The organism is Hyphomicrobium facile (genome assembly GCF_900116175.1).
Lineage (GTDB): Bacteria > Pseudomonadota > Alphaproteobacteria > Rhizobiales > Hyphomicrobiaceae > Hyphomicrobium_B > Hyphomicrobium_B facile.
The window spans coordinates 489,196-514,569 of sequence record NZ_FPCH01000002.1 but is presented as its reverse complement, the minus strand read 5'-3'; the positions used below and the strand labels follow the sequence as shown (position 1 = coordinate 514,569).

Genomic DNA, 25,374 nt, shown 5'->3' with positions numbered 1-25,374 from the left:
TATCGTCTCCGGGGGCGTCAGAACGTGATCGATACCGACTTCAGGTCGGCATACTTATGGAGTGCGTGAAGCGAGCGGTCGCGGCCGAAGCCGGATTGCTTGAAGCCGCCAAACGGCATCGTAATATCGCAGGCGTCCCAGCCGTTGATCCAGACGAGGCCGGCGCGGATTTCGCGGGCGGCACGGTGCGCGAGCGAAATGTCCTTCGTCCAGAGTCCGGCTGCGAGACCATAGTTCGTATCGTTGGCGATGCGAATGGCGTCATCGGGCTCTTTGAATCGGGTGACGGCGAGCACAGGACCGAAAACTTCCTCACGCGCCAGCGTGTTCTCAGGCTTGACCTGATCGAACACCGTCGGCTCGACATAGAAGCCGCCGGTGTCAGCCAGCGTGCGACTACCCCCGAGCGCCAGGGACCCGCCCTCGCGCTTCGCCGTTTCGATGTAGCGTAGTGCCGTTTTCATCTGCTCTTCATTCACCATGGCGCCCGTGGCGGTCGAAGGCTCGAGGGGATCACCGGCAACGATCTTGCGGGCGATCCTTATGAGCCGATCGAGGAAATCATCCGCTATAGATTCCTGCACAAGGAGACGAGACCCGGCAGTGCATACCTGCCCTGAATTATAGAAGACGCCCCAGGCTGCTTCCGTGGCAGCGCGATCAAGATCCGGGCAATCTGCAAAGATGATGTGCGGAGACTTGCCGCCGAGCTCCAGGCTAACGCGCTTCAAGTTGCTCTGTCCGGAATACTGCATCAGCAGTCGACCCACCGCGCCCGATCCGGTGAAGGCGATCATGTCGACGTCGTTGTGCAGCGCGAGAGCTTTCCCGGCTTCAGTGCCGAAACCGGGGACGACGTTGAGAGCGCCGGGCGGCAGCCCGGCTTCGAGCGCGAGTTCGCCAAGTTTCAGCGCCGTGAGAGGCGACTGCTCGGCGGGCTTCAGAACGACGGAGTTCCCCATCGCGAGCGCCGGAGCAACCTTCCACATCGCCATGTGGAGCGGAAAATTCCACGGCACGATGGCGCCGACCACGCCGAGCGGATCATGCACCACGAACGAAAACCGGTCCGGCGCTTCGGGGCCGACCTCGCCGTAAATCTTGTCGAGTGCTTCGGCGTAATAACGGAGGCTGCGGATCGCATTCGGTACATCGCCCCCGAGCGCGTTCGAGATCGGCTTGCCGACATCGAGACTTTCGAGAACCGCCAAGGTCTCGATATCGCGCTCCATCAAGTCCGCGAGCTTGAGAAGTATTTTCTTCTTCTCGCGATAATGGAGCTTCCGCCATGACCCGTTCTCGAAAGTCCGGCGTGCGCTTCTGACGGCGGCGTCGACGTCGGCCGCATCGCACTGCGCGACGCGATTGAGAATTCGTCCGTTCCGCGGCGTGACGTTGTCGAACGTTTTGCCCGACGCGCTACCGGCGAGGCGGCCGTCGATGACGGCCTCTCCCGGAAGCTTTATCGAGCCAGCTATCGCTTCGAAATGCGCGAGCGATGTCATGACGCTATGCCTTATGCAACTTGAGCGTACCACGCGTGGTCGAGAGAGGTGACGATGCGTTCGAACGCGATCCGTTCGGTCTGCTTCAGCCTATAATAGACGTCCTGGAACGGCGCGCCGAATGCTTCCCGCACGATTTTCGATGAGCGGAATTTCTCAAGCGAGTTGACCCAGGCTGTCGGAAGGGAGGCGCCGTCGAGCGTTTCCGCGTTGCCTTCGGCATGCTGTCCTGGGTCGATCGCATTGGTTAAGCCGTGGCGAATACCGGCCAGGATCGCGGCGACGACGAGGAACGGGTTGGCGTCCGCCCCCGAAACGCGATGTTCGATGCGCGTCGCAGGGCCTGAGCCGGCTGGAATGCGCAGCGCGACGGTGCGGTTGTTGAAGCCCCAGTGGGCGGCCATCGGAACATAGGATTCCGGCACATAGCGCCGGTAGGCATTGGCCGATTGCGCCCAGATGGCCATGAAGTCCGGCATGGATTGGCACAAGCCGCCGATGGCCTGACGGAACATCGGCGCCATCGGCTCGCCGGCAAACAGGTTTTTGCCTTGGCTGTCGACGAGACTGACGTGGATGTGCATCCCCGAGCCGGTCCAGTCGTGATGCGGCTTGGCCATGAAGGTCGCTTCGAGATCGTGGGCGCGCGCCGCAGCCTTTACCGCCCGCTTGAGCAATACGCCGTTGAGCGCCGCCGACATGGCATCGCTGTGCTTGAGGTTGATCTCGAACTGCCCGGGACCGGATTCCTGCATCACCGCATCGACCGGAAGGCCCTGGGCCTCGGCGATCCGGTAAACGTCGTCGATGAACGGCCCGAGCGTATCCATTTCCTCGAACTGGAAGGTCATCGGCCGTTCGGGATCGGACGAGAGACCGGGCGGCGTCTCGAGAGTGAAATGACCATCGGGCGAGCGGCGCGTGACGTAGAATTCAAGCTCCACGGCGACGACAGGCGTCTGCCCGGCGACAGCGAGGCGATCGACTTGCCCCCGAAGCACGGCCCGCGGACACATATCGCAGAAATCCACCGGCACCATCACGGCTTGCGCGTGCGTTCCCGCGCCCGCCGGCACCGGCTTGAGCGTGCCGGCGAGAATGCGGAATGGAATGTCGTGATCGCCGGTTTCCCAAAGACGGCCCGTCTCCGCGATCGAGTTGCCGCGCGGGTCGAGCACGTAAACCGACGCCGGAAGCAGGAGGCCGTTCTTGACGGCGCCGACGAGATCGGCGCGCCGGACCCGCTTGCCCCGCGCCATGCCGTTCATGTCGAAGAGGACGATGTCGATCCAGGTGACGGTCGGATTGGCGTCGAGGAACGCGGCCGCTTCGTCGATGGTGATGAAAGTGTCGGTCATGCGGCCTGTCCTTTTGCGATCTTGCCTCTCGCAGCGTCGCCGAAGCGACGGAACAGAGCCAGGGACTGAGGGTTTGAATGGATCTGCCACTCGGGGTGCCATTGCACGCCAAGCGAAAACGGATGCCCGGAAGCCGCCCGCACAGCTTCGATCAACCCGTCTTCGGCGAATGCTTCGGCGACGAGCGGCTCGGCAAGGGACTTGATGCCCTGTCCGTGCAGCGAATTGACGATGATCTCGTCCTGCCCGAGCCACTTCTTGAGCTCGCCCTTGAGCGTAACCGGATGGCGAGCCGCAAACATCACGTCGAAATCCGTGACCGCCGGCTCGCGATGATCGGCGTAATCCTCAAGGGTATGCACGGCCTGGTGCAGCGTGCCGCCGAGCGCGACGTTGAGCTCCTGGAAGCCCCGGCAAATCGCAAAGAGCGGTAGCTTGCATTCGACGGCCGCGCGGATGAGCGGCAACGTCACCGCATCCCGATCGCGATCGATCGCGTGCGGGAGGATTGGCTCCTCGTCGCTGTAGTGCTCGGGGTGAACGTTCGAGATGGCGCCCGTCAGCAGAATGCCGGACGCCACATCGAGCACGGAGGGGATGTCGGCGAGGTTCTGGCCGACCGGCACGAAGAGCGGCTGGCACTCCGAGCCTTCGACGACCGCGACCGCGTATTTCCGCACCACGACGTCGCCGGTGAGCCCGCCGACCGTTTCCGTGCTGCAGGGAATGACGATAATCGGCCGGCTCATGCCGCAAGCTCTCCACTGACGTCTGCGAGCGTCTGATCGAGTGCCTTCTGAATGACGGCACCAGCTTCTTCGAACTGCGCGTCCGTCCAAGTCAGCGGCGGTGCGCACACCATCGTGTCGTAGACGGCCCGCATGATGAAGCCTTCGCGGAAGAAGTGATCGCGGCAGATAAGGCCGACGCGGCCCGGATCGTCGAAGCGCTTGCGCGTTTTCTTGTCGGCGACGAGTTCAATCGCGCCGAGCATGCCGACCGTGCGCACCTCGCCCACAAGCGGGTGATCCTTGAAGCGGGCGAAGAGCTTGGCGAGCGCCGGACCCGTCGTCTCCTTGACCTTCGGAACGAGCCGGTCCCGCTCCATGATCTCGAGGTTCTTCAACGCGACGGCGCAGGCAACCGGATGGCCCGAGAAGGTGTAACCGTGATTGAAGTCGTCGTCCGTCGACATCAGCGCTTCGACGATTTTGTCGTCGACGAGAACGCCGGAGAGCGGGATATAGCCGGACGTCGCGGCCTTCGCGAAGGTGATGAGGTTCGGCCGAATGCCATAGAATTCCGACGCAAACCACGTCCCCACGCGGCCGAAACCGGTGATCACTTCGTCAGCGAGAAGCAGAATGCCGTACTTGTCGACGATGCGCTGCACTTCCGGCCAATAGGTGGATGGCGCAATCTTGACGCCGCCCGCGCCCTGAACGGGTTCGCCCGCGAATGCCGCCACGTTCTCCGGTCCGCAGCGAAGAATTTCTTCATCGATTGCGCGCGCCGCACGAAGCCCGAAAGCCTCCGGCGTCTCGCCCGGGAATGAATCTCCGTACCAATAGGGATCCATCACATGCCGGAACCCTTCGTAGACCGGATAGCTGTGCTGATGGACATGGCTCATGCCGCCCATCGAGCCGGCTGCGATGGTCGACCCGTGGTACGCGTTCTTGCGGCTGATGATGATCCGCCGCTTTGGTTCGCCCTTGAGCGCCCAGTAGTGACGGATGAGGCGGATCGCCGTGTCGTTCGATTCCGAGCCTGACGATCCGAAGAAGACCTGATTGATGTGAGCCGGTGCGATTTCGGCGAGCTTGCGCGACAACGCCACGACGGGCGGATGCGTCGTCTTGAAGAACGTATTGTAGAACGGCAGCTCGACCATCTGGTCGTAGGCGGCCTGAGCAAGCTCCTTATTGCCGTAGCCGATGTTGGTCGTCCAAAGGCCGGCCATGCCATCGAGAATGCGGTGACCTTCGCTGTCGATGACGTAAGGACCTTCGCCCTTCACGATGACGCGGACGTTCTGACCCGCGCGCAGCGACTGGTGATCCGAAAAGGGATGCAAATGGTGCTGCGCGTCGAGGTCTTGGATCTGCTTTGTCTGAAATCGGTTGGACACGGGTTTTCTCTCCAGCGGAATGGTTGAGGGCCTGTTGCGGCCCAGTCGGTAAAAAAGCTGGGAGACGTCAGTGCGGCGTGTAGCCGATGCGGGCGCACAGCTTCAGAAGCTCGCGCTTCGGATAAGGCGCGCTTTTCATGAGGCGCGAGGTCTCGCTGCAGCCGGCCGGAGCCGATGCACTGTCAGCGAAAATAGCCGGGAGCCGGATACCCGACGGCGCCATACCGATGTTCCCTGGCCGGCCGCACCATCCGCGATGCGACGCTCGATAACTAACGACAGCGATACTTGCTTATTCAATGGCTTCTAGAGTATTCTCTACAGTGTAGAAGTGTCAAGGGCCACGCGAAATGGCAGAACCGAAATCCCGGGCACGCCGGGGGGTCGAGAGATCCGAGATCCTCGACGCCGCCTTTAATCTATTCGCGAGCACTGGAGAGCAGGGATTTTCGATCCGGAAGCTCGGCGCCGTCCTCGGCGTCGACCCGATGACGGTCTTGCATCATTTCGGTTCGAAGGCTGAACTCCTTCGCGCCATTGCCGACCGCGCCTTGCGAGACATCGAAATGCCGGTATCGACCTCGAATTGGCAAAGCGACCTCAAGGCCGTCGCCAACGTGTATCGGACGCTCGCGCACCGCCATCCGCTCGTTTTTCCTCTGCATTTCCGCTACAACGCGACAGGACCCACCGACCACATATCGAGCGAAGTCGTTTATTGCGCGCTGCGGCAGGCCGGGCTTGCCGACGCTGACGTCGCCGGCCTTGGCCTCGCGTTTTACGCTTTTGTCTTGGGGTTCGCGCTCGCGGAGGCAGAGGGCCTCCTGCGCCCGATCGGGCCCGGCGATGAAACGGAACTCGAAGGCCTCGAGCCCGAGACCTACAAAGCGACCAGGTCGCTTATTCCGGCTCTCAAGACACTCGATCCGGACGCCGCGTTCGACAATTCGATCAACGTCTTCATCTTCGGGGTGGCGGCTCTCGCAGCGCGCCGGCCAGACAACTCAGCACACAAATCGAAAGTCGGTTTCGCTACGCATTAACCTGCGCTTGCACTGCAAACGTGCTGATGACAACAGGATGAGCACGAATTGAAGCTTGCGTAGATAGGCCCTTGCGACATTATTGGTACGAGCGACCGGTGACCGGGGAGAATGCCATGTATCGGGTGCACGCTGGCGGAACCACTTACACGTTCTCGACCCTCAAAGAACTTCTGGCCAAAGCGACACCGCCGCGTTCGGGCGACGTGCTTGCAGGCGTCGCGGCGACATCGGCCGCCGAGAATGTCGCCGCCAAGATGGCGCTCGCCGATGTACCCCTGAAGCAGTTCCTCAACGAAGCGATCATCCCGTATGAAGCCGACGACGTAACGCGCCTCATCATCGATACCCACGATGCGGCAGCCTTCGCGCCAATCTCACATATGACGGTCGGCGAATTCCGCGACTGGCTTCTCTCCGAAAATGCGACGCCGCAGAAAGTCTCCGCCCTCGCACAGGGTTTGACGCCGGAGATGGTCGCAGCCGTCTCGAAAATCATGCGCAACCAGGATCTCGTGCTCGGCGCCAAGAAGGCGCACGTCATCACGAAGTTCCGCAATACGATCGGCATTCCGGGCCATATGGCGGTACGCCTGCAACCCAATCACCCGACCGACGACAAGAAAGGCATCGCGGCCTCGATCGTCGACGGTCTGATGTACGGCTGCGGCGATGCCGTCATCGGCATCAACCCGGCGAGCGACAATCTCACGGCGATCACCGATCTTTTGGTGATGATGGACGACATCATCTCGCGCTTCGAGATCCCGACGCAGAGTTGCGTGTTGACCCACGTCACGACCACGATCGACGCCATCGCCAAGGGCGCGCCGGTAGACCTCGTATTCCAGTCGATCGGCGGCACGGAGGGCGTTAATGCATCCTTCGGCGTCACGCTCGCGCATCTGAAGGAAGGCCGCGAAGCCGCCCTCAGCATCAAGCGCGGAACTGTCGGCGACAACTGCATGTATTTCGAAACGGGGCAGGGGTCGGCACTGTCGGCGGACGCACATCACGGCTGCGATCAGCAGACGATCGAGGCCCGCGCCTATGCCGTGGCCCGCCAGTTCAAGCCGCTTCTCGTCAACACCGTCGTCGGCTTCATCGGGCCGGAATATCTCTATAACGGCAAGGAAATCATCCGGGCCGGGCTCGAGGATCATTTCTGCGGCAAGCTGCTGGGCCTGCCGATGGGCTGCGATATTTGCTACACGAACCACGCCGAAGCCGATCAGGACGACATGGACATCCTGTTGATGATGCTCGGCGCGGCGGGCGTCAATTTCATCATGGGTATCCCCGGCGCCGATGACATCATGCTGAATTATCAGTCGACCTCGTTCCACGACGCGCTCTACGTGCGGGAAGCGCTGGGGCTGAAGCGTGCGCCCGAGTTCGAAGCCTGGCTCTCCCGCATAGGGGTGACGGACACAAGCGGTCACCTCGCACCGCATGCTCCGGGCAATCCGCTCCTCACGCACGCGCAGGCATTGGCGGCATGACCATGACAGAGGATCCCTGGGCAAATCTGAAGCGGTTCACGGACGCGCGCATCGGCCTCGGCCGGTCGGGCTCTGCTATGCCGACGCGCGAAGTTCTGAATTTCGCCCTCTCGCACGCCATGGCGCGAGACGCGGTAACGACGCCGATCGATTGGACGCCGATCGAAAAAGGCCTGTCGAATCTCGGTCTTTCGACATTGAGAATAGCGAGCGCCGCCAGCGACCGGTCCGAGTATCTCCGCCGACCCGATCTCGGCCGCCGCCTCTCCGACGTCTCGCGCGAGGCGCTCGTTCGCGCATCCGAGGTCGAAGGATCGGCGAAACCCGATCTCGTTATTCTCGTCGGCGACGGTCTCTCGTCGCTGGGCGTCGCAGCTAACACGCTGGCGTATATGTCGGCATTCATGCCCTACGTCGTGAAAGCGGGCTGGAAACTATCGCCGGTCCTACTCGCCGACGATGCCCGCGTCGCGCTGGGCGATGAAGCGGGCGAAATTCTCGGCGGCAAAGCCGTACTCGTCCTGATCGGGGAGCGGCCGGGCCTGTCGTCGCCCGACAGCCTCGGCGTATACCTGACGTTCTCGCCGCGCATCGGCATCAAGGACGCCGACCGCAACTGCATCTCGAACATTCGCCAGCGCGGGCTCTCTTACGACGAGGGCACGTTCAAAACGGCGTGGCTGCTGCGGGAAGCGTTCCGGCGCGGACTGACCGGCGTCAACTTGAAGGACGACTCCCAGTTCCTGATCGAAGGCCAGCCGGGACCCGAGCTGATCGGTTAGCGGATCGACCCCGAGTAGTAGGCGTCATCCTGGCCAAAGCGCTATCCCGCCCACCGTCATCTAGCCGCTAGGAAGGTGGGTCCCGGATCTCGCAAGATGGCTCGCCCGGGATGACAATCTTTGCTTCGGATGCAACCACGTGTCATCCCGGCCGGAGCGCAGCGCAGAGCCGGGACCCAGGACCAACAACGCTTCGTCATCCCGGCGAAGGCCGGGATCCAGGCAAAGTGCAGAGCATTCGCGCTCGTGGTCCGCGAGGAGCGCACAGCCTCTGTAGTCCTTATTGAAGCTTGTCTGGGTGCCGACCTCCGTCCGCATGACGGTGATTGTGGTCGACTGCGTGCGCCATGACCGCACTCCACCCCCGACACGTCATCCTCGGCCGAGCGCAGCGCCTCGCCCGGAAGCTTCCCGCAAGTTGTCATCCTCGGGCTTGGCCCGAGGATCCATTTACCAGCGAGCGCTGGAATTTGTTGGGCGATGGATCCTCGGCATAACGCCGAGGATGACATGTGGCGGCGGTGTCAAACCGCCGTAAAGCAGTTATCCACGAACAGATGCGCGCCGTTGACGAAGCTCGCTTCGTCGCTGGCGAGGAAGAGGGCAGCCCGCGCAACTTCTTCCGGCTCGCAGAGGCGGCCCTGCTGCACGGCAAGGGCGGCATCCGACGCGTCGACGCCGCGCCTCGACAGCTCCGCGACTTCGTGCAGACCGTGAGGCGTCTTGACGAAACCTGGGCAGACCGCGTTGCAGCGAATGCCTCTATCGCGATACTCGACGGCGATGGACCGCGCGAACATGTGGCAGGCGCCCTTCGACGTATTGTACGCCGTCTCCATAGGCGTTGCCGCAATGGCCGAAATCGACGACGTGCACACGATCGACCCGCCGCCGAGCTCCAGCATTCCCGGTAGAACCGCTTGCGTCATCAGGTACATGCTCGTCACGTTGACGCCCATGAGCCATTCCCACTCCTTGAGCGACGTCTCGAGGAACGGCTTGATGATGATCGTGCCCGCGTGATTGAAGAGCACGTTGGCCTGCCCGATGGCGGATGTGACGCTCGCGACGGCGGCATTCACCTGCGCTTGATCTGCGACGTCGGCGGCCGCGAAAACGGCCTTGCCCCCGGCGTTGTTGATCTCGGCGACGACAGCGCGTCCGGCCTCTTCGTTTCGGTCGATCACGCCAACCGCCGCACCTTCGGCGGCAAAAAGGCGGGATGAGGCGCCGCCCATGCCCGTTGCTCCGCCCGAAATGATCGCAATCTTACCCTTAAGCCGGTCTGCCATTTTCTTGCTCCTGTCGAGACGCTTGCGAGGATGTGTAACAGATGCGGGCCGGATCGTTTGATCCGGCCCGTATCATTTTTTGACATCGAAGAGGGTCTTGACCCGTTACTGGCCTTCGCCGACCGCCGCCTCGGCTGCTTTGATCTCAGCCGCGCGCCGTGCGATGTCCGCGCCGATCGGAGGGCCCTTGAACCGGCGGTTCTCGAACAGCACCCAGATCAGAAGCGACAGCACGATGAAGCCGATCGTGATTTCGAGCGCCCAGTCGTTTGGCGGCTGGATGCCGATGTAGAAGATGACGGCCATCGAAATCAGCGACAGCACGCACACGAGCTTGAAGAGGCCGGAGCCAAGGTCCCACGGACCGGGCTTCGGGAAGCTCGGGCCGCCGTATTTGAACAGCGCCAACGCGATCGGCACCGCGAACGACAGGAACAGGAAGATGACCGTGCAGGAAACGACGATCGAGTAAGCCGGTGTGCCCGCGATGGTGATCGCAGACGTGAACCAGACGAACAAGGTTGCCAGCAAGGCCCCGAACCAGATCGCATTCTGAGGCACGCGGTATTTCGGGCTGACCTTCGCCAGCGCGCCCGAAATGCCCGGAATGCCACCGTCACGCGAGAAGGCGAACAACATGCGCGATACCGATGTGACGGTCGCCAGGCCGCAGAGCCATTGCGACACGAAGATCAGCACGTACATCGCATTCTTGACGCCCGGCGGAACCTGCTGATCCATGGCCCAGAAGAAAACGTTCCAGCCCTGCTTGGCGGCTTCGTCCATGTTGGGGATCATCAACACGAACGCGCACAGCATGATGTAGCCGAAAACGCCCGACCACAGCACGGCCGAAACCATGCCTTTAGGCACAGCCATCGACGCGTTGACGGTTTCTTCGGCCGTATGGGCCGAAGCGTCATAGCCCGTGATCGTGTAGATCGGCAGCAGCAGGCCAAGCGCGAACGCCATGCTCAGCGAAACCGCGTTCGGCCAGACGCCGCTAGCGCCTTCCGTGCCCGTGTAGTTCGAGAACGTCCACAGCCGCGAGATGTCGTAGCTCGGTGCGAAGATCAGGCAAACCGCCGCCAGGGCCACGGCGCCGAACAGAATGATGTAGCCCGAAAAGTCCGTGAGCTTCATCGTCAGGCCGATGCCGAGATGGTTGACGAGCGCCTGCAGGCCCGTGATCAGCGCCATGAACAGCACGCGATGGGTCAGCGTGTCTTCGACGCCGAAGTAAGGACCGAACGCGCCGAAGAAGAAGTAGAATGTGCCGACGTTGATGGCGCCGAGCACCGTGATCAGGCCGAGCAGGTTGAGCCAGGCAGCAAGCCAGCCGGTGAACCGGTTGCCCAAGATGGAGCCCCAGTGATAGAGGCCGCCGGCGGTCGGATAGGCCGACGAGATTTGCGCCAAAGCCATTGCAAACACGCCGGAAATCAGAACGCCCAAGGGCCATCCCAATCCGACTGCCGCCCCACCCGCGCCGGCGGTCGCCTGTCCGAGCGAGTTGATGCCGCCGGAAAGGATGCAAATGATGGAAAACGAGATAGCGAAGTTCGAGAAAGCGTGCATGCGCCGGGAGAGTTCCTGCGCGTAGCCCATCGAATGAAGGACTTTTACGTCCTCATCGACCACTTTTGATTCGGATGACATGTGTGAGGTCCCCAAGAAAGTCATTCCCTTTGGGAAATCTTGGGCGACGTGACGCTTGTCGTCACTCGAGCGTGACGGCGTCCAATTCTTCCGCGTACAGTTTGGTCGGAAGCCCGCAAAAGGTCAATCGGTAGGCAGGGCTAAACAGTGTGCAAGCGGTCTTTCCACTTGCACATCGTTTGTGCGCGCCCCGTTCGTTTGGCAGACGAAAGCGGCTTGCGTCGCCGATTGCCAGCCAAGCCCTTGGCAACGCCAAGCCTTTGGCAAAACCCGGTTTCGCCGAACTGCCCGCCGGTTATTGCGGTTTCGCCTTGGCGATCTGATCGGTCAGCGGTTCGATCCGGTAGACGGATGCTTCTGAGCTATCGGTCAGCAGATAGATGTAGCCGTCCGGCGAGACCGAGACGTCCCGAATGCGCCCGATCGCATGGTGCAGATAGCGTTCTTCTTTGACGACTTTGCCCGAATCCATGCGGAGCCTGATGAGACTTTCCCCGACGAGCGAGCCGATCAGGAAGTCGCCGCGCCAATCGTCGGGCATGACGTTGCCGTAGTAGGAAACGAGACTGGCCGTGGCGACCGACGGAACCCACACATATATTGGGTCGACCATACCGGGGGCGGTCGTCTTATCCGAAATGATTGAGCCGTCGTAATTGACGCCGTACGTAACGAGCGGCCAGCCGTAGTTGCTGCCGCCGGTGACGAGGTTGAGTTCGTCGCCGCCTTTGGGACCCTGCTCGATCGACCAGAGCTGCCCGTCGCCGACGTTGCCGATCAGTCCTTGCGGATTGCGATGCCCGTAACTGTAGATTTCCGGCAGCACGTCGCTGCGGCCGACGAACGGATTGTCTGCGGGGATCGACCCATCCGTGTTGATCCGGATGATCTTGCCGCCATGATCGAGCAGGTTTTGCGCGCGCTCCTTCTGGAAGCGATCGCCGATCGTCAAATAAAGAGCGCCGTCGGGGCCGAAGGCCAGGCGCCCGCCGATTTGATCGAGCCCTTTCGCCGCCGGCCGGCTTTCGAAAATGACCTGCTTGTCGACGAGTGTCATACCGTCGAGGACGGCGCTGGAGATCCGTATCGTTGCTGCGTCCGGCGTCCCGTGCATGTAGGACAGAAACAACCGGTGATTTTTCTGGAATTCGGGATCGACGACGACATCCAGGAGGCCCGAATGACTGCCCGAAAGAACTGTCGGTACGCCTGCGATTCTAAGCGGCAAGAGCTCGTCACCCTCGATCATGCGAAGGCGGCCCGGCCGCTCGGTCACGAGGATGCGGCCGTCCGGCAGGAAGCCGATCGACCAGGGGCTTTCCAGCTTGTCGGCTATTTTTCGCAGGTTGAATGGGAAATCGCCGTCCGGAATCTCGTGAATATCGGACTGGGGCGGCAGTGAATCGATACGCGTCTCTTCGCTTCCGATTTCGCCTCGGGAGGGTTCCGGTGCAACAATCATGAGAGCAGCGAAGAATGCAGTCGCGAATCCGGAACGAACGCCGAAAGCCCGCCCGAGGGCCGATGTGATGCTGTCCAAAATGCCCCCGTTTTCCCTTTGTCTTCCGGCTCTTCGGCCGTTTGTGATACATTTAAGACTATGCAGAAAATTGGCGCGAGCAAGCCCAAAAGATGAATTTCCAATTCATCAGAGCGGTCTAAATCGGCCCGAAAAAACATTGGCTTCGTTCGACTCCGCCGAATTCGCAGCACGGATGCGGGAGATCCTCGACCGCACGCGACGATCGCGCCGGGCACTATGCCGCGCTATGTGCGCGTGCGAGAGTTGCGCGATTCAACTCGTCGTGGCCGTCGCCGAAGTTGACCCTCAAATGACTCGTTCGCCCAACCAATGGATGCTGGCCGATGAATGCTGGATTGAGCCGTCTGCCGCTCGCACTGCTCATCTCCGTCGCATTGCTCGCGGCCTGTCTCGCACTGCGTATCGCAGACCCCGAGCCGGTGGCGCGTCTCAGGCTTTCCGCTTTCGACACCTACCTCCGCGCGGCGCCACGTCAGGTCGACCCGTCGTTTCCGGTACGCATCGTCGCGATCGACGAGGCCTCGCTCGCAGCGGTCGGCCAATGGCCGTGGCCACGCACCAGACTTGCAGACCTTGTGTCGAAACTCGTCTCAGCTGGCGCCGCATCCGTCACGTTCGACATGGTCTTCGCCGAACCGGACCGGCTTTCGCCTGAAGTCCTTCTGCGGACCTTGATGGACGACGCCGGGCAGGCGGCAGCGATCGCGAGCCTCGGGCGGCTTTCGTCCAACGACGCACGGCTCGCGGCGGCGATCGATGGCGCGCCGGTAGTCCTGGGCGTGGCCGGAAATTCCAATGTTACCAGCAAGATAGCACCATATCCCGGAGCCGTATCCTTTGCCGGAGACGACCCGCTGATGTTCGTCCATAGCTTCGCCGGCGGAGTGCAGAACCTCCCGAACCTCACGAAGGCGGCCCGGGGCATCGGCGCGGTCAATTGGCTGCCGTCCAGCGATCAGGTCTTGCGCCGGATACCGCTGCTCGTGTCGATCGGCGGCGCGGTTTATCCCTCGCTCGCGCTTGAAGCGCTCCGGGTCGGCACGAAGCAATCGACGATCTTCATCAAGTCCTCGGGCGGAAGCGGCGTCGAGGCGCTCGGACAAAAGACCGGCATCGAAAGCATCCGCGTTGGCGAAACGGTTCTTCCTTCCGACGGGCGCGGCGAGCTTTGGCTGAAGTTCGCGCCGGGCGATCCGCGACGCACGATATCGGCGTTGAGTGTACTCGACGGCACCGTCAAATCCGGCGACATCAAATCCCGCCACATCATCATAGGCGCGACCGCGACCGGCCTTCTCGATCTCAGAGCCACACCGCTCGAGCCTGCTGTTCCGGGCGTAGAAATCCATGCTCAGGCGCTAGAGCAAATGCTGGCCGGCGATCACCTCCTCCGCCCAGCCTATGCCACAGGCGCCGAGATCGCGTTTCTGATCGTAATAGGCGCGCTGGTCGCCTGGCTGATAGAAAGATCGGGTGCGGTGGTCGCGGCAATTGCCGGACTGGTGTCGATCGCGTTCATTATTCTGCTCTCCTGGCTCGCATATTCGCGCGCCGGATTGTTGTTCGACCCCGTATATCCTTCGCTCTCCGTGGCGCTCCTTTATTTCGGCGTATCGCTGACGAGCTTTATCAAATCCGAAATTCAGCGCGCCGAAATCCGCTCGGCATTCGGACATTACGTGGCAGCGCCGTTGGTCGAAGAACTCGCAAGAAATCGCGATAAGCTGAAACTCGGCGGCGAGACACGCGAAATCACGCTTCTCTTTGCAGATGTTCGCGGTTTCTCGAAAATATCGGAAGGTCTGCGGGCGGACGAATTGATCCGTTTCGTCAATCGGCTCTTCACGCCGCTGACGGATGTCATCCTCGGCCATAACGGCACGATCGACAAATTCATGGGCGACGCGGTGATGGCGTTCTGGAATGCGCCGGTCCATGACGCCAACCACGCGAGCAACGCCTGCCGCGCCGCACTCGCAATGCTCGATCGCTTAGCAGCTCTGAACGACGCGCTGAAGGCGGAGGCCGTGGCGGCCGGTGTGCCGTTCATGCCGGTGCGTATGGGCATAGGTTTGAACACGGGAGAATGCGTGGTCGGCAACGTCGGCTCGCCGCAACGCTTCGACTATTCGGTTCTCGGCGACGTTGTGAACGTCGCGGCACGGTTCGAGGAAGCAACGAAGACGTTCGGCGCAAGGATCGTCGTCGGCGAGCGGACGGCAGCGCAAGCCCCGCAGTTCGCATTCCTTGAGCTAGGCTCCGTCACACCCCGCGGGAAGGATCGCCCCGAAAACGTCTTCGCTCTGCTCGGAGACGAGATCTATGCCGCATCCGAAGCGTTTCTCGATGTACGAAACGCGCATGTCGCGTTTCTTGCTGCCCGTCAGGGTGGCGAGCCACGACGAACTGAGGAAGCTCTCGCCGCCTGCATGCGCGTCGCGCCCGAGGACATGGTCACCTACTATCGCAACTGCGCGAGTGAGAAGATCGCGACTTGATGCGATGATCGCCTAGGGACGAAAGCGTCTGCTGCCGGGCATCAGCGGCCTCTGCTGTCGTAGTTGCCGCCATCGCTGCCACCACGGCCGCCGCGATGGCCACCGAATCCGCCCATTCCGCCGCCGCCGATGACGATGCCCATGCCGGTCATGCAACCCGGGCAATCGTCACCGTATCCTCCATTGCGCGGTTTTGTCGGCTTCTGCGTCGCAACCTTCTGCTTCTTCGGCTCTTTACGCGGCGTCTCGGCTTTGCGTGTTTTGACCGGCTTCTGAATCTCGATTGGCGAATGCGGGTTGATGCAATCTTTCGCCGGGGCGTCGGGCAACGATGCTTCGATGATTTGTGCGCGCGTCAAAAGCGGGTTGGGATCGATCGACGGCGTATTGATGACGAACGGGAACGCCGTATCGAACGCAACGGCATTGCCGTCAGGAAGCTTCGACCAGTTGAAAGGCCCTGTGACCGTCCCGTCGCTTGCGATGTGCATCATCTGTCCCGGCCGGTCGAGAACGCGGCAGACATTCTTTTTGCCGGTCGCTTCGAGCGCGCCTTCGTGAAGCAGCACCCACACCGACTTGTCCGGCAATATGTAAGAGTCGAATATCGTCCCCCGAACCGTTATCGATGCGTTCGGCGTGTTGATGACGTACGTCGGTTTCGCGGCGACGCCCGTGATGAAACGAAACGCGCCCTTCGCGACGTTGAGAATGATCGAGCCCGTTTTCTTGTCGCTGTCGTAGACGAATTTATCGAGCACGAGCCGCGAGCCGGGCCCAAGCGCAAGCTTCGTGTCGTCGTCGAGCTTGAACTCGCCTTGCGCATCCGTGTTGACCTCGATGATCTCGTCCTGGCGAACGTCGTCGCCGCGCGCGAGCTTACGCTGCTTTTCCGCGTAATCTGCCATGACGATATTGGTAATCACGACGGCATCGCCGATGCGCTCGCCCGATGCGGCATGCGCGGGCCTCGGATGGCTGGCGAGAGTGCTCGCCGTAGCGGTCACCACGATGATCGCGAGTTTTTTCCAAGGTCTCGACATGGCAAGGGTCCCCAAAATCGGCGGCTCGAAGGCTATGCGCCTGATGAATAGCACAGTTGCGCTTTGTGGGCTCGTCTAGCGGATGCTCCGCGTCATGTGTTGTTCCTTGCGTGACAGGAGCGCCGAGGGGGGAGCCGTGATCCTTTCATTCTCAATAGTTTCGAAATAGCAGTTAAGCTATGACGTCAACTGTAATCAGTGAGCGTTTCCCGAACGTCGTTTTGAAATTGCCCCAAACGGGGAGATTGCGGGCCAAATGCCGTCGTTCAGAAAAAACGCGAACCATTTGCACGTTCATCGGTTGATGCATGCGGGACTTGCTGGAACGCAAGCGCCGACTCGCGGAAGCCGATCAATCCCACCAACCCATATCCAATACCGCCGATGACCAGACAAATTTGCAGAACGCATGGGCACGGTACGGCGGGCCGCTGCCTGGCGAGGGAGTAATCATGAAGCTATCTAGGGGCCTGGCCGCCTTTGCCTGCATCGGCGTTCTCATAGTCGCCACACACGCGATTGCCGATGACTTGAAGCCGATCGAAATCCCGGGCGATCAAGCCTACCCCGAAAGTATGTCCGCGGCGTCCGATGGAACGATCTACATCAGCAGCCTGGCCTCCGGCGGCGTCGCCCGCGTCAAGCCCGGAGCGTCGAAAGCTGAAATGTGGATCAAGCCCGGAGCATTCGATACGCGTTCGACGTTCGGCGTCCTGGTCGATGAGCCATCGAAAACACTTTGGGTTTGCTCCAACGATTTTTCGAACTTGGGCGTTCCCGGGCCATCAAAGGTTCCCGGCGGTCATCTGAAGGGCTTCGACCTCGCGACAGGTGAAGGCAAGCTCAGCGCCGCGTTTCCGGGCAAGGCGACAGTCTGCAATGACATGGTCGTTGCCGCCGACGGAACGCTGTATGTGACGAACACCGCAGCTCCGCAGATCTTGCGGCTGAAGCCCGGCGCGAAAGAGCTCGAAGTCTGGGTCGAGAACGATCTGCTCGTTCCGAAGAACGGCGCGGGCCTCGACGGCATAGCCTTGGGAAGCGACGGCAATCTCTACGTCAACACCTATGGCGGCGGTGAATTCTTCCGCATCGACGTCAAGGACGGCGTGCCCGGCGCCGTGACGAAGTTGGCGACATCACGCCCACTGAAGTTCCCTGATGCTCTGCGCCAGCTCGACGGCAACACGTTCCTGATGGTGGAAGGTACCGGGACGCTCGATCGGGTGATCGTGGACGGCGACAAAGTCACGCTCGAAACCTTGAAGGATGGCCTCAACGGCCCGACGTCTCTTGCGAAGATCGGCAGCACGGTCTGGGTCGGTGAAGGTCAGCTCAATCATCTTTTCTCGCCCAAGGAGAATGGGCCGCCGAAGCTGCCGTTCCAAGCCGTGCCGGTAACGATTGGCAACTGAACAATGCTGTCCGGACTTCCGTCCGGGCAGCTTCAATCTTTCAAAGTACAGGAGTTCAGCCATGCAACCTGCCGTAACAAAGCGCGCTGCAGTTTTTGCCGCGCCGGTAGCGCTCGCGCTCGCTCTCGGTTTGCAATTTGCAGGCACACCCGAGGCGAGCGCCGAAACTTGCCCGAGCGGCAATGCTGGCCTCAGCCTGCCGAAGGGGTTCTGCGCGACCGTTTTCGCCGACAACATCGGCCACGCCCGCCAAATGGCGGTCGGCAAGGACGGCACCGTCTTCGTGAACACGTGGAGCGGCGTCTATTACAAGAATAACGATTTGCCGCCGGGCGGCTTCGTTGTTGCATTGAAGGATACGAAGGGCACGGGCACTGCCGACGTCGTCAAGCGCTTCGGCGAAACGCAGCGGGAAGGCGGCCACGGCGGCACCGGCATCGCTCTCTACAACAATTACGTATACGCGGAGATCAACGATCGCATTGATCGTTTTCCGCTGAAGGACGGAGAGATCGCGCCCGAAGGCAAAGCCGAGACCGTTCTCACCGGCATGCCCATCAACGGCGATCATCCGATGCACCCGTTCATCATCGACGCCGATGGCAATCTCTTCGTCAGCATGGGTTCCGCAACCAACAACTGCGAAATCAAGAACCGCATGCCGCACTCGAAAGGTCACGAGCCGTGCGTCGAGTTGGAGACGCGGGCGGGCATCTGGAAATACGACGCCAACAAGCTTGGCCAGAAGTTCTCACCCGCCGAGCGTTATGCAACCGGCATCCGGAACGGCGAGGGCTTCGATTTCGATTCCGCGGGTCAGCTCTACGTAACGCAGCACGGGCGCGACCAGCTGCATGAGAATTGGCCGGAGCTTTACTCCGCGCAACAGGGGTTCGATCTGCCGGCTGAAGTCGTCGTCGCGCTGAAGCAGGGCGGCGATTACGGCTGGCCGTATTGTTACCACGACGGCGAGCAGCAGAAGCTCGTGCTGGCTCCGGAATACGGTGGCGATGGCGGCAAGAAGGTAGGGCGATGCGCCGAGAAGCTCGGGCACGTCGCGTGGTTCCCGGCGCATTGGGCGCCGAACGACCTGAAGATCTACAAGGCCTCGTCATTCCCCGAACCCTATCGCAACGGCATGTTCATCGCATTTCACGGCTCGTGGAATCGCGCGCCCGGTCCGCAAGGCGGCTACAACATCGTCTATCAGCCGTTTGCTGATGGTAAGCCAACGGACAAGTTCATTGTCTTTGCGGACGGCTTCGCCGGCGCTAAGAAGGATCCGGGCAGCGCTGCGCACCGGCCATCGGGACTTGCCGTCGGCCCGGACGGCGCGCTCTATATTTCGGACGACGTGAACGGCCGCATCTGGCGCGTCACCTATTCCGGCGATCCGAAATCGAAGACCCTCGATGCAGCACCGGAAGTTCAGACCCAGACGGCCAACTCAGGCCAGGCTTTGCCGCCGGAGGGTATTCATCCCGAGGCCGGAGCATTGGCGGCGCTCCCCGTGCCGCCGGGCTCGACTGCCGATCAAGTCGCGCTCGGAAAGAAAGTCTTCGATGGTGACGTCGGCGGCGCGACATGCGCCGGATGTCATGGCGCGGGCGGCGTGGGCAGTCCGGTCGGCGCCGATCTGACGTCCGGAAAATGGCTATGGAGCGACGGCAGCGTCAAGGGCATCACCAAATCGATTTTGGAAGGCGTGCCCGAACCGAAAGAGCATCCCGGCGCAATGCCGCCGAAGGGTGGCGTCGAGTTGTCTGATGATCATGTGAAGGCCGTCGCCGCTTACGTCTGGGCGCTCGGACATCAGAAGAAGTAGGAACGAAGGGCGCGCGGCCGTGCGGGCGGCGCGCTCTTCTTCCAATCAGAACAGGCGCGCGCCGTTCGGCACCTTGATGTCGGGCTTGAACATCACGACCTCGCCGTTCTCATCCGGAAAGCCGAGCGTCAGCACTTCCGACATGAACTTGCCGATCTGCCGCGGCGGAAAATTCACGACCGCCGCGACCTGCCGTCCGACGAGGGTCGCACAATCATAATGACGCGTGATCTGCGCGCTCGATTGCTTGACGCCGATGCCGTTGCCGAAATCGATCCTGAGCTTCAGCGCCGGCTTCCTTGCTTCCGGATAAGGCTCGGCGGCAACGATGGTGCCGACGCGAATATCGACCGCAAGAAACTGATCGAACGTGATCGTCGCCGCCGCAGGCGCATTGGAATCGTGAAGGAGATGCATCGTCCTGTCTCTGTAATGCTTACCCGAGCTTGCCTGTCAGAAATTGCGCTTCCCCATTTCCGAACGACCAATCGGCGTCGGTGTTGATGACGAAGTTGACCATCACATCGCCCGGCGCGATGCCGCAGCGATTGGAAAGTGCTTCGACCAGAAGCCGGTAAAATGTCTGCTTCTCTTCAGTCGTACGCGGCCGGCTCGTCACCTGAACGAGCACGACTTTGTGCGTGCGTTCGATGCCAAGGCCCGTATCCTCGATCCGCACGCGGCTCGGCTCGTGCTCATGGACGATTTGATAGCGGTCTCGCACCGGCACCTTGAAGGCTTCGAGCATCGCGTCGTGCGCCGCGTCGAGCAGCGTTGCAATTTCAGCCTCGGTGCGCCCCTTGATGAGATCAAATCGCAAGAACGGCATGGAATATTCCTTTGGACCTAAGAGTGCCGAAAGACGTTCTTTAGGACTGATCGCCAATCGAAACAACGAGACGGCCGCGCACCTTTCCGTCGAGCAGATCGCGCGCGGCATCGATGGCCTGCTCCAGCGGAATGGTGCGCGTCATACCGTCGAGCTTGCCGAAGTCGATCTGGCGGGCGAGACGTTCCCAAGCCGTAACGCGATCCGCAATAGAGCGGTAGACGGAGTTGATGCCAACGAGCGTAACGCCGCGCAGAATGAACGGAGCGACCGTCGTCCGGAAGTCCAGACCCTGCGCAAGGCCGCACGCAGTGACGACGCCGTCGTCCTTCATGCTCGCGCAGACGTTCGCAAGTGTGTGGCTTCCCACGCTGTCGACGGCGCCCGCCCAGCGAGCTGTTTGAAGCGGCCGGCCGGGCTCTGAAAGCGCTTTGCGATCGATGATCGTCTTCGCGCCGAGGCCCTTCAAGTACTCGGCTTCTTCGACACGGCCGGTCGAGACGGCGACGTCATAGCCGAGCCGCGACAGAATGAGAACGGCAACGCCGCCGACGCCGCCGCCCGCACCCGTTACGATGATCTCGCCCTTGTCCGGCGTGACGCCTTCACGTTCGAGCGCCATCACGCACAGCATCGCTGTGTATCCTGCCGTGCCAAGCGCCATCGCGCGCTGAGCGCTCAAGCCTTTGGGAAGCGGAATGAGCCAATCGCCTTTGAGGCGTGCATAGCCCGAGAGCCCGCCCCAATGAGATTCGCCGACGCCGAACCCGTTGAGCACGACCGCGTCGCCCGGTTTGAAACGCGCGTTGCTGCTCTCTTCGACGATCCCCGCGAAGTCGACGCCCGGCACCATCGGAAATGAACGGACGATCGGACCCTTGCCGGTAATAGCAAGGCCGTCTTTGTAGTTGAGTGTGGAATGGCTGATGCGCACCGTCACATCGCCTTCAGGCAGTGACTGCTTATCGAGTTCCGCGAGACGAGGCGTGGCGCGCTCGCCGTCTTTCTCAATCAGGATTGCTTTGAACATCTCGTGCCTCCGAGGGGTTCGGCCGTTTACTCTTCGCCGTCATCGGAGGCAAGACGCGAAACGGCCGCCATTGCTGGCAGCCGTCACTTTCGCATGGGAGATATGCGAAGCCTTACATTTTAACGCGCTTCTTCTCCGGATCGTAGAACGGAAACGGCACGACCGTTGCCTTGAAACGCTTCTGTAGTCCGTCGAGACGTCCGATCTCAAGCGCGGTCCCCGTCGCCGAATGCGTGACGTCCACCCGCGCGAACGCAAGCGTTTTTTTAAGAAGCGGCGAGCGCATCGCGCTTGTCACAGCGCCGACCTGCGCGCGGCCGACGAACACCGGATCGCCGTGCGCGGGTTTTTCGTTGCCCTGGATTTCGAGGCCCACGAGCTTCCGGAGCGGATTGGCGCGCCGCTTCTCGATCGCGGCCTTGCCAATGTAGTCCTCTTCCTTTTTCTGCGGCACCGTAAAGCCGATGCCGGCTTCGAGCGGATCTGTCGTTGAATCGAAATCGTGACCGCCAAAGACGAGCCCAGCCTCGATGCGAACCATGTCGAGCGCATCGAACCCGAACGGTTGAATGCCGAACGGCTCGCCCGCAGCCATGACAGCATCCCACACGCCAGGCGCGTCCTTCGGATGGCAGAAGATTTCGAATCCGAGCTCGCCCGTATATCCCGTCCGCGAGACGAGAACCGGAATGCCTGCAACGCCGCCGATGCGCCCGATCGTGAAGCGGAATAGGCCGAGTTCCTGCATCGTCGGCCGGCCAGGCGGCGTCTCGATGATCTTCTGAAGAATCTCCCGCGACTTCGGACCCTGAACGGCAACGTTGTTGAGTTCGGATGTCGCCGTCTTGAGGTTCACTTTGTAGTTGGTTTTGGCGAGCTGCTCTTTAAGCCAGATGAGGCTCGCATCGTCGCCGCCGATCCAGCGGAAATTATTTTCGGCAAGCCGGAATAGCGTTCCATCGTCCACCATCCCGCCGTGCTCATAGCACATCGGCGTATAGTAGATTTGGCCGACGGCCAGCTTGCGAACGTCGCGCGTGATGATGCCTTGCAGGAACTGCTCGGCGTCCGGCCCCAGTACTTCCATCTTCCGCAAAGGCGAGAGGTCCATGATGACCGCGCCTTCGCGGCACGCCCAATACTCATCTATGGCGCCTGCGTTCGAATAGCAGTGAGGCACCCAGAAATTCCGGTATTCACCGAAGTTGCGGGTGAGGGCCGACGTGCGCGGGTGAAATCCCGATTCTCTTGTCAGCTGAAGTGGAGCATCCGGTGCCATTCTATATCCGATCGAGCGCTTGAAGGATGTGTCTTTCGGATAAACCCGAACGTGTATCTCGGTCAGGTTCCACCCGTTGGAGGCGTCAATGTCGGACGGACACGATGATGTGCCGCAGACGAGATCCGTCAGCGCGCGCATCATCACGTAGTCGCCGGGACGCGACCACGGTTCGTCCGACCAGATGTTGTTGTGGCAGTCGACGTTGGTGTTGAAGAAGAAGTTGATCGCCGGCCAGCCCTTGTAGCTGCCGATGGGATAATCCTTGAGTGCATCGTTGAAATTGTCGGTGCAGTTTGGATGGCCGAAGTAGCCCATGTCCTCGTAATAGCGCGTCGTGCATGCCAGATTGAACGTATCGTGGCGCCCAACCGTATCCTGCACGATTTCGACGAGCGGATTGCGATCCCTGTCGAAGAATTTCGAATAGAGGCCGGGCTTCGGATAAGCGGCGCCGATCATTGACCGTGTCGTCGTCGAGTCGAGCCCCAAGACTTCGCCGCGATCGAGGGCGCGGCGGTTGAAGGCCAGGAAGTCCGAGCACTGCCGCCCGGCCACATCGATGATCTGGATGTACTCGCCTTCGTGAACTTCGAAGCTTTCGGCGCTCGAGATATTGATGCGGATGTCGAGACGCGGCTCGGCGATCGGCTCCGGCAGCTTCGCTTCGTTCAGAAGCCGCGGATTGGCTCGCAGAATGAAGACCAGAATGTCGGTCGCCGGCGTCTGCTCCCATACGATCATGGGCTCGGCGGGCGCACCGAAGACGGCGAGAACGGACCGTTCAACATCTAGCGAAACGACATCGCCCGGAACGCAATCCGGCCCGAGCACGCTCGCAGCTTTCACGCCACCGATATCGAGACCCCTCCTGAACAATCCGAAGCGAACGCGTTGCGCGTCTTCGCTGTCGGCTCCGAGAGCCCGCTGAATGCCCGTAGGCTTGCCGCGTCCTTTGAGACCGAGCGCCTCGAGATCGCTTTTGCCTCCCGGCGCGAACGCCGCGATTTCCACGCCCTGTCCGCCTTCGAGCGGACTGAGTTCGACGCGATCACCCTTGTCGAGTTCGAAGACGGCCGTGCCGCCGCCTTTGAGGACGTAGCGCTCGACGCCGGGCGCCAGCGAAGATTGTCCTGGAACGAAAAGTTTCGGGCGCGCGGGGGACGTCAGAACAGTTTCGCTCATCTTGTCCTCATTTCGCTAAAGAGCATGACCTCAGATGTGGACTGGCCGCATATGCGGCCAATCCACGATTTGCTTCTTGAGGGGAGAGACCCGCTACTCCGCAGCTACCCTGCTCGGCTGATTGAGGAACGCCTCCATCGAGTCGTCGGCCGCCTTCATCCAAGGCGTATGGTGGACTGGTGCCAGCGTGCCGGTCAGCACCGATTTGTGCGAACGGTCGCGATAGGTCAGGATGTCATCCATCTTGTGATGCTCCCAGTCCTTGAACATCTTCGCGACGGCGTCGACGTCGAGGCGCGGGTAGTCGGTTGGAGCGAGAAGATCGCGCATATATTCCGTCTGGAAGTCGATCGCGCCTGAAGCATCCGGGATCGCTTCTTCCATCTCGGTCCACTTCTGGATGTCGTCGAACATATCCGACTTCGATGGCAACTTGATGCGTCCGAGTACGACGTCGCGCGCATACCAAGCCTGCGCGTCGAACATGTTGAATGTATAGAACTGATCCTGCATGCCGATGTACATCAGCTTCGGATTGTCGATCCAGAAGATGCCCTTGTAGAGGTTCGGCGGATAGAGCCGGTTGCGCGACTTGAGGCGCAGCGAGTCTTCCATGAACGGATGGTGATGCAGATATCCCGTGCACAGAATGATCGCGTCGACGTCCTTCTTCGTGCCATCCTTGAAGATGGCGGTCTTGCCTTCGACGCGCTCGAGCAAGGGAACTTCGTCCATGCGGGCGGGCCATTTGAAGCCCATCGGCCTCGTGCGCCACGAGAACGTGACGGACTTGGCGCCATATTTGTGGCACTGAATGCCGATGTCTTCCGACGAGTAGCTCGCGCCGACGCAAAGAACGTCCTTGCCCGCGAACTCGTCAGCCGAGCGGAAGTCGTGCGAATGCAACGTGCGCCCAAGGAAGTGGGTGAGACCGGGGAATTCCGGAATGTTCGGCGTCGAGAAATGGCCGCTGCCGCAGAAGACGTAGTCGAATTCCGATGATGTGAGCGTATCGGCGACGAGATCCTTCACCGTGACGGTGAACTTTTGCGTCTCTTCGTTGAAGGTGACGTTGCGAACCGCGGTGCTGAGCTTGATGTAGTGCATGATGCCGCTGCGTTCGATGCGGCCTTTGATGTAGTCGTGCAGCACGGCCCGCGGCGGAAACGACGGTATCGGACGTCCGAAGTGCTCTTCGAATGAGTAGTCGGCGAACTCCAAGCATTCCTTCGGTCCGTTCGACCAAAGATAGCGATACATGCTTGCGTGAACCGGCTCGCCGAACTCATCCGTTCCGGTGCGCCACGTATAATTCCAAATACCCCCGCAATCCTTCTGCCGCTCGTAGCAGACCATCTCGGGGATATCCGCGCCCTTGCGCCGGGCACTCTCGAACGCGCGCAAAACCGCCATACCGCTCGGGCCGGCGCCGATAATAGCTATTCGCTCTGCCAT

General features: G+C 61.2%; 20 protein-coding genes. 6 read left to right on the top strand and 14 right to left on the bottom strand.

The annotated features are described in order from the left end of the window. Window positions 1-17: 17 nt before the first annotated feature. The 5 genes from BM399_RS09400 to BM399_RS21150 form a co-directional block, all read right to left on the bottom strand. Entirely contained in the window at window positions 18-1,505 is a 1,488-nt protein-coding gene (locus BM399_RS09400; protein WP_092867381.1) for an aldehyde dehydrogenase, read from the bottom strand. Window positions 1,506-1,516: 11 nt separating this feature from the next. Continuing rightward, window positions 1,517-2,863: a glutamine synthetase family protein gene (locus BM399_RS09395; RefSeq protein ID WP_092867379.1), complete on the bottom strand. Its 1,347-nt coding sequence runs from the start codon at window positions 2,861-2,863 to the stop codon at window positions 1,517-1,519. Beyond that, window positions 2,860-3,612: a gamma-glutamyl-gamma-aminobutyrate hydrolase family protein gene (locus tag BM399_RS09390; protein WP_092867377.1), complete on the bottom strand. Its 753-nt coding sequence runs from the start codon at window positions 3,610-3,612 to the stop codon at window positions 2,860-2,862. Before BM399_RS09390 ends, BM399_RS09395 begins: the two co-directional genes overlap by 4 nt. Next, entirely contained in the window at window positions 3,609-4,994 is a 1,386-nt protein-coding gene (locus tag BM399_RS09385; protein ID WP_092867375.1) for an aspartate aminotransferase family protein, read from the bottom strand. Before BM399_RS09385 ends, BM399_RS09390 begins: the two co-directional genes overlap by 4 nt. A 67-nt stretch (window positions 4,995-5,061) precedes the next feature. Continuing rightward, window positions 5,062-5,217: a hypothetical protein gene (locus tag BM399_RS21150; protein WP_177228105.1), complete on the bottom strand. Its 156-nt coding sequence runs from the start codon at window positions 5,215-5,217 to the stop codon at window positions 5,062-5,064. A 127-nt stretch (window positions 5,218-5,344) separates the two neighbouring features. Between BM399_RS21150 and BM399_RS09380 the strand changes: the two genes are divergently transcribed. The 3 genes from BM399_RS09380 (at window position 5,345) to eutC (ending at window position 8,321) form a co-directional block, all read left to right on the top strand. Beyond that, window positions 5,345-6,037 (top strand): TetR/AcrR family transcriptional regulator, encoded by a 693-nt coding sequence (locus tag BM399_RS09380; RefSeq protein ID WP_092867373.1) that lies wholly within the window; start codon window positions 5,345-5,347, stop codon window positions 6,035-6,037. 116 nt (window positions 6,038-6,153) lie between these two features. Continuing rightward, entirely contained in the window at window positions 6,154-7,539 is a 1,386-nt protein-coding gene (locus tag BM399_RS09375) for an ethanolamine ammonia-lyase subunit EutB (protein WP_092867371.1), read from the top strand. A 2-nt stretch (window positions 7,540-7,541) separates the two neighbouring features. Continuing rightward, complete coding sequence (eutC, locus tag BM399_RS09370) at window positions 7,542-8,321, top strand: ethanolamine ammonia-lyase subunit EutC (RefSeq protein WP_092868142.1); 780 nt, start codon at window positions 7,542-7,544, stop codon at window positions 8,319-8,321. Window positions 8,322-8,845: 524 nt separating this feature from the next. Here eutC and BM399_RS09365 read toward each other — a convergent pair. The 3 genes from BM399_RS09365 to BM399_RS09355 all read right to left on the bottom strand — a co-directional run bounded on the left by BM399_RS09365 (window position 8,846) and on the right by BM399_RS09355 (window position 12,812). Continuing rightward, window positions 8,846-9,613, bottom strand: a complete 768-nt coding sequence (locus tag BM399_RS09365; RefSeq protein ID WP_092867369.1) for an SDR family NAD(P)-dependent oxidoreductase — start codon at window positions 9,611-9,613, stop codon at window positions 8,846-8,848. A gap of 105 nt (window positions 9,614-9,718) precedes the next feature. Then, window positions 9,719-11,272, bottom strand: coding sequence for an amino acid permease (locus BM399_RS09360; protein ID WP_092867367.1), 1,554 nt, complete (start codon window positions 11,270-11,272; stop codon window positions 9,719-9,721). Between the two features lie 295 nt (window positions 11,273-11,567). After that, window positions 11,568-12,812: a PQQ-dependent sugar dehydrogenase gene (locus BM399_RS09355; RefSeq protein ID WP_244531174.1), complete on the bottom strand. Its 1,245-nt coding sequence runs from the start codon at window positions 12,810-12,812 to the stop codon at window positions 11,568-11,570. 326 nt (window positions 12,813-13,138) lie between these two features. On the opposite strand from BM399_RS09355, the gene BM399_RS09350 reads away from it, so the two are divergent. Then, on the top strand, window positions 13,139-15,313 hold the full coding sequence (locus BM399_RS09350) for a CHASE2 domain-containing protein (RefSeq protein WP_092867365.1): 2,175 nt from the start codon (window positions 13,139-13,141) through the stop codon (window positions 15,311-15,313). Window positions 15,314-15,354: 41 nt separating this feature from the next. Here the strand turns inward: BM399_RS09350 and BM399_RS09345 are convergent, their stop codons facing one another. After that, window positions 15,355-16,356, bottom strand: a complete 1,002-nt coding sequence (locus BM399_RS09345; protein ID WP_092867363.1) for a FecR family protein — start codon at window positions 16,354-16,356, stop codon at window positions 15,355-15,357. Window positions 16,357-16,808: 452 nt separating this feature from the next. Here BM399_RS09345 and BM399_RS09340 point away from each other — a divergent pair, with 452 nt between their 5' ends. Both BM399_RS09340 and BM399_RS09335 read left to right on the top strand, forming a co-directional pair. Then, window positions 16,809-17,771: an NHL repeat-containing protein gene (locus BM399_RS09340; RefSeq protein ID WP_092868140.1), complete on the top strand. Its 963-nt coding sequence runs from the start codon at window positions 16,809-16,811 to the stop codon at window positions 17,769-17,771. Between the two features lie 61 nt (window positions 17,772-17,832). Beyond that, window positions 17,833-19,596 carry a PQQ-dependent sugar dehydrogenase gene (locus tag BM399_RS09335; protein ID WP_092867361.1) on the top strand — a complete coding sequence of 588 codons (1,764 nt, stop codon included), beginning with the start codon at window positions 17,833-17,835 and terminating at the stop codon, window positions 19,594-19,596. A gap of 45 nt (window positions 19,597-19,641) precedes the next feature. On the opposite strand, the gene BM399_RS09330 is transcribed toward BM399_RS09335, so the two are convergent. The 5 genes from BM399_RS09330 to BM399_RS09310 form a co-directional block, all read right to left on the bottom strand. After that, complete coding sequence (locus tag BM399_RS09330) at window positions 19,642-20,013, bottom strand: tRNA-binding protein (RefSeq protein WP_092867359.1); 372 nt, start codon at window positions 20,011-20,013, stop codon at window positions 19,642-19,644. Between the two features lie 19 nt (window positions 20,014-20,032). After that, window positions 20,033-20,425: a tautomerase family protein gene (locus tag BM399_RS09325; RefSeq protein ID WP_092867357.1), complete on the bottom strand. Its 393-nt coding sequence runs from the start codon at window positions 20,423-20,425 to the stop codon at window positions 20,033-20,035. 40 nt (window positions 20,426-20,465) lie between these two features. Further along, a complete protein-coding gene (gene acuI / locus BM399_RS09320; RefSeq protein ID WP_092867355.1) occupies window positions 20,466-21,455 on the bottom strand; it encodes an acrylyl-CoA reductase (NADPH) in 990 nt (329 codons plus the stop codon). Window positions 21,456-21,567: 112 nt separating this feature from the next. Then, window positions 21,568-23,919, bottom strand: coding sequence for a trimethylamine N-oxide demethylase (locus BM399_RS09315; RefSeq protein ID WP_092867353.1), 2,352 nt, complete (start codon window positions 23,917-23,919; stop codon window positions 21,568-21,570). A 93-nt stretch (window positions 23,920-24,012) separates the two neighbouring features. Further along, entirely contained in the window at window positions 24,013-25,374 is a 1,362-nt protein-coding gene (locus tag BM399_RS09310; RefSeq protein WP_092867351.1) for an NAD(P)-binding domain-containing protein, read from the bottom strand.

What these genes read in the sequence shown, in the direction of transcription:
- BM399_RS09375 (WP_092867371.1), top strand. Translation starts at nt 6,154, where the DNA reads ATGTATCGGGTGCACGCTGGCGGAACCACTTACACGTTCTCGACCCTC.
- BM399_RS09365 (WP_092867369.1), bottom strand. Translation starts at nt 9,613, where the DNA reads ATGGCAGACCGGCTTAAGGGTAAGATTGCGATCATTTCGGGCGGAGCA.
- BM399_RS21150 (WP_177228105.1), bottom strand. Translation starts at nt 5,217, where the DNA reads ATGGCGCCGTCGGGTATCCGGCTCCCGGCTATTTTCGCTGACAGTGCA.
- BM399_RS09360 (WP_092867367.1), bottom strand. Translation starts at nt 11,272, where the DNA reads ATGTCATCCGAATCAAAAGTGGTCGATGAGGACGTAAAAGTCCTTCAT.
- BM399_RS09310 (WP_092867351.1), bottom strand. Translation starts at nt 25,374, where the DNA reads ATGGCAGAGCGAATAGCTATTATCGGCGCCGGCCCGAGCGGTATGGCG.
- BM399_RS09340 (WP_092868140.1), top strand. Translation starts at nt 16,809, where the DNA reads ATGAAGCTATCTAGGGGCCTGGCCGCCTTTGCCTGCATCGGCGTTCTC.
- acuI (WP_092867355.1), bottom strand. Translation starts at nt 21,455, where the DNA reads ATGTTCAAAGCAATCCTGATTGAGAAAGACGGCGAGCGCGCCACGCCT.
- BM399_RS09335 (WP_092867361.1), top strand. Translation starts at nt 17,833, where the DNA reads ATGCAACCTGCCGTAACAAAGCGCGCTGCAGTTTTTGCCGCGCCGGTA.
- eutC (WP_092868142.1), top strand. Translation starts at nt 7,542, where the DNA reads ATGACAGAGGATCCCTGGGCAAATCTGAAGCGGTTCACGGACGCGCGC.
- BM399_RS09350 (WP_092867365.1), top strand. Translation starts at nt 13,139, where the DNA reads ATGAATGCTGGATTGAGCCGTCTGCCGCTCGCACTGCTCATCTCCGTC.
- BM399_RS09330 (WP_092867359.1), bottom strand. Translation starts at nt 20,013, where the DNA reads ATGCATCTCCTTCACGATTCCAATGCGCCTGCGGCGGCGACGATCACG.
- BM399_RS09380 (WP_092867373.1), top strand. Translation starts at nt 5,345, where the DNA reads ATGGCAGAACCGAAATCCCGGGCACGCCGGGGGGTCGAGAGATCCGAG.
- BM399_RS09345 (WP_092867363.1), bottom strand. Translation starts at nt 16,356, where the DNA reads ATGTCGAGACCTTGGAAAAAACTCGCGATCATCGTGGTGACCGCTACG.
- BM399_RS09325 (WP_092867357.1), bottom strand. Translation starts at nt 20,425, where the DNA reads ATGCCGTTCTTGCGATTTGATCTCATCAAGGGGCGCACCGAGGCTGAA.
- BM399_RS09395 (WP_092867379.1), bottom strand. Translation starts at nt 2,863, where the DNA reads ATGACCGACACTTTCATCACCATCGACGAAGCGGCCGCGTTCCTCGAC.
- BM399_RS09400 (WP_092867381.1), bottom strand. Translation starts at nt 1,505, where the DNA reads ATGACATCGCTCGCGCATTTCGAAGCGATAGCTGGCTCGATAAAGCTT.
- BM399_RS09390 (WP_092867377.1), bottom strand. Translation starts at nt 3,612, where the DNA reads ATGAGCCGGCCGATTATCGTCATTCCCTGCAGCACGGAAACGGTCGGC.
- BM399_RS09315 (WP_092867353.1), bottom strand. Translation starts at nt 23,919, where the DNA reads ATGAGCGAAACTGTTCTGACGTCCCCCGCGCGCCCGAAACTTTTCGTT.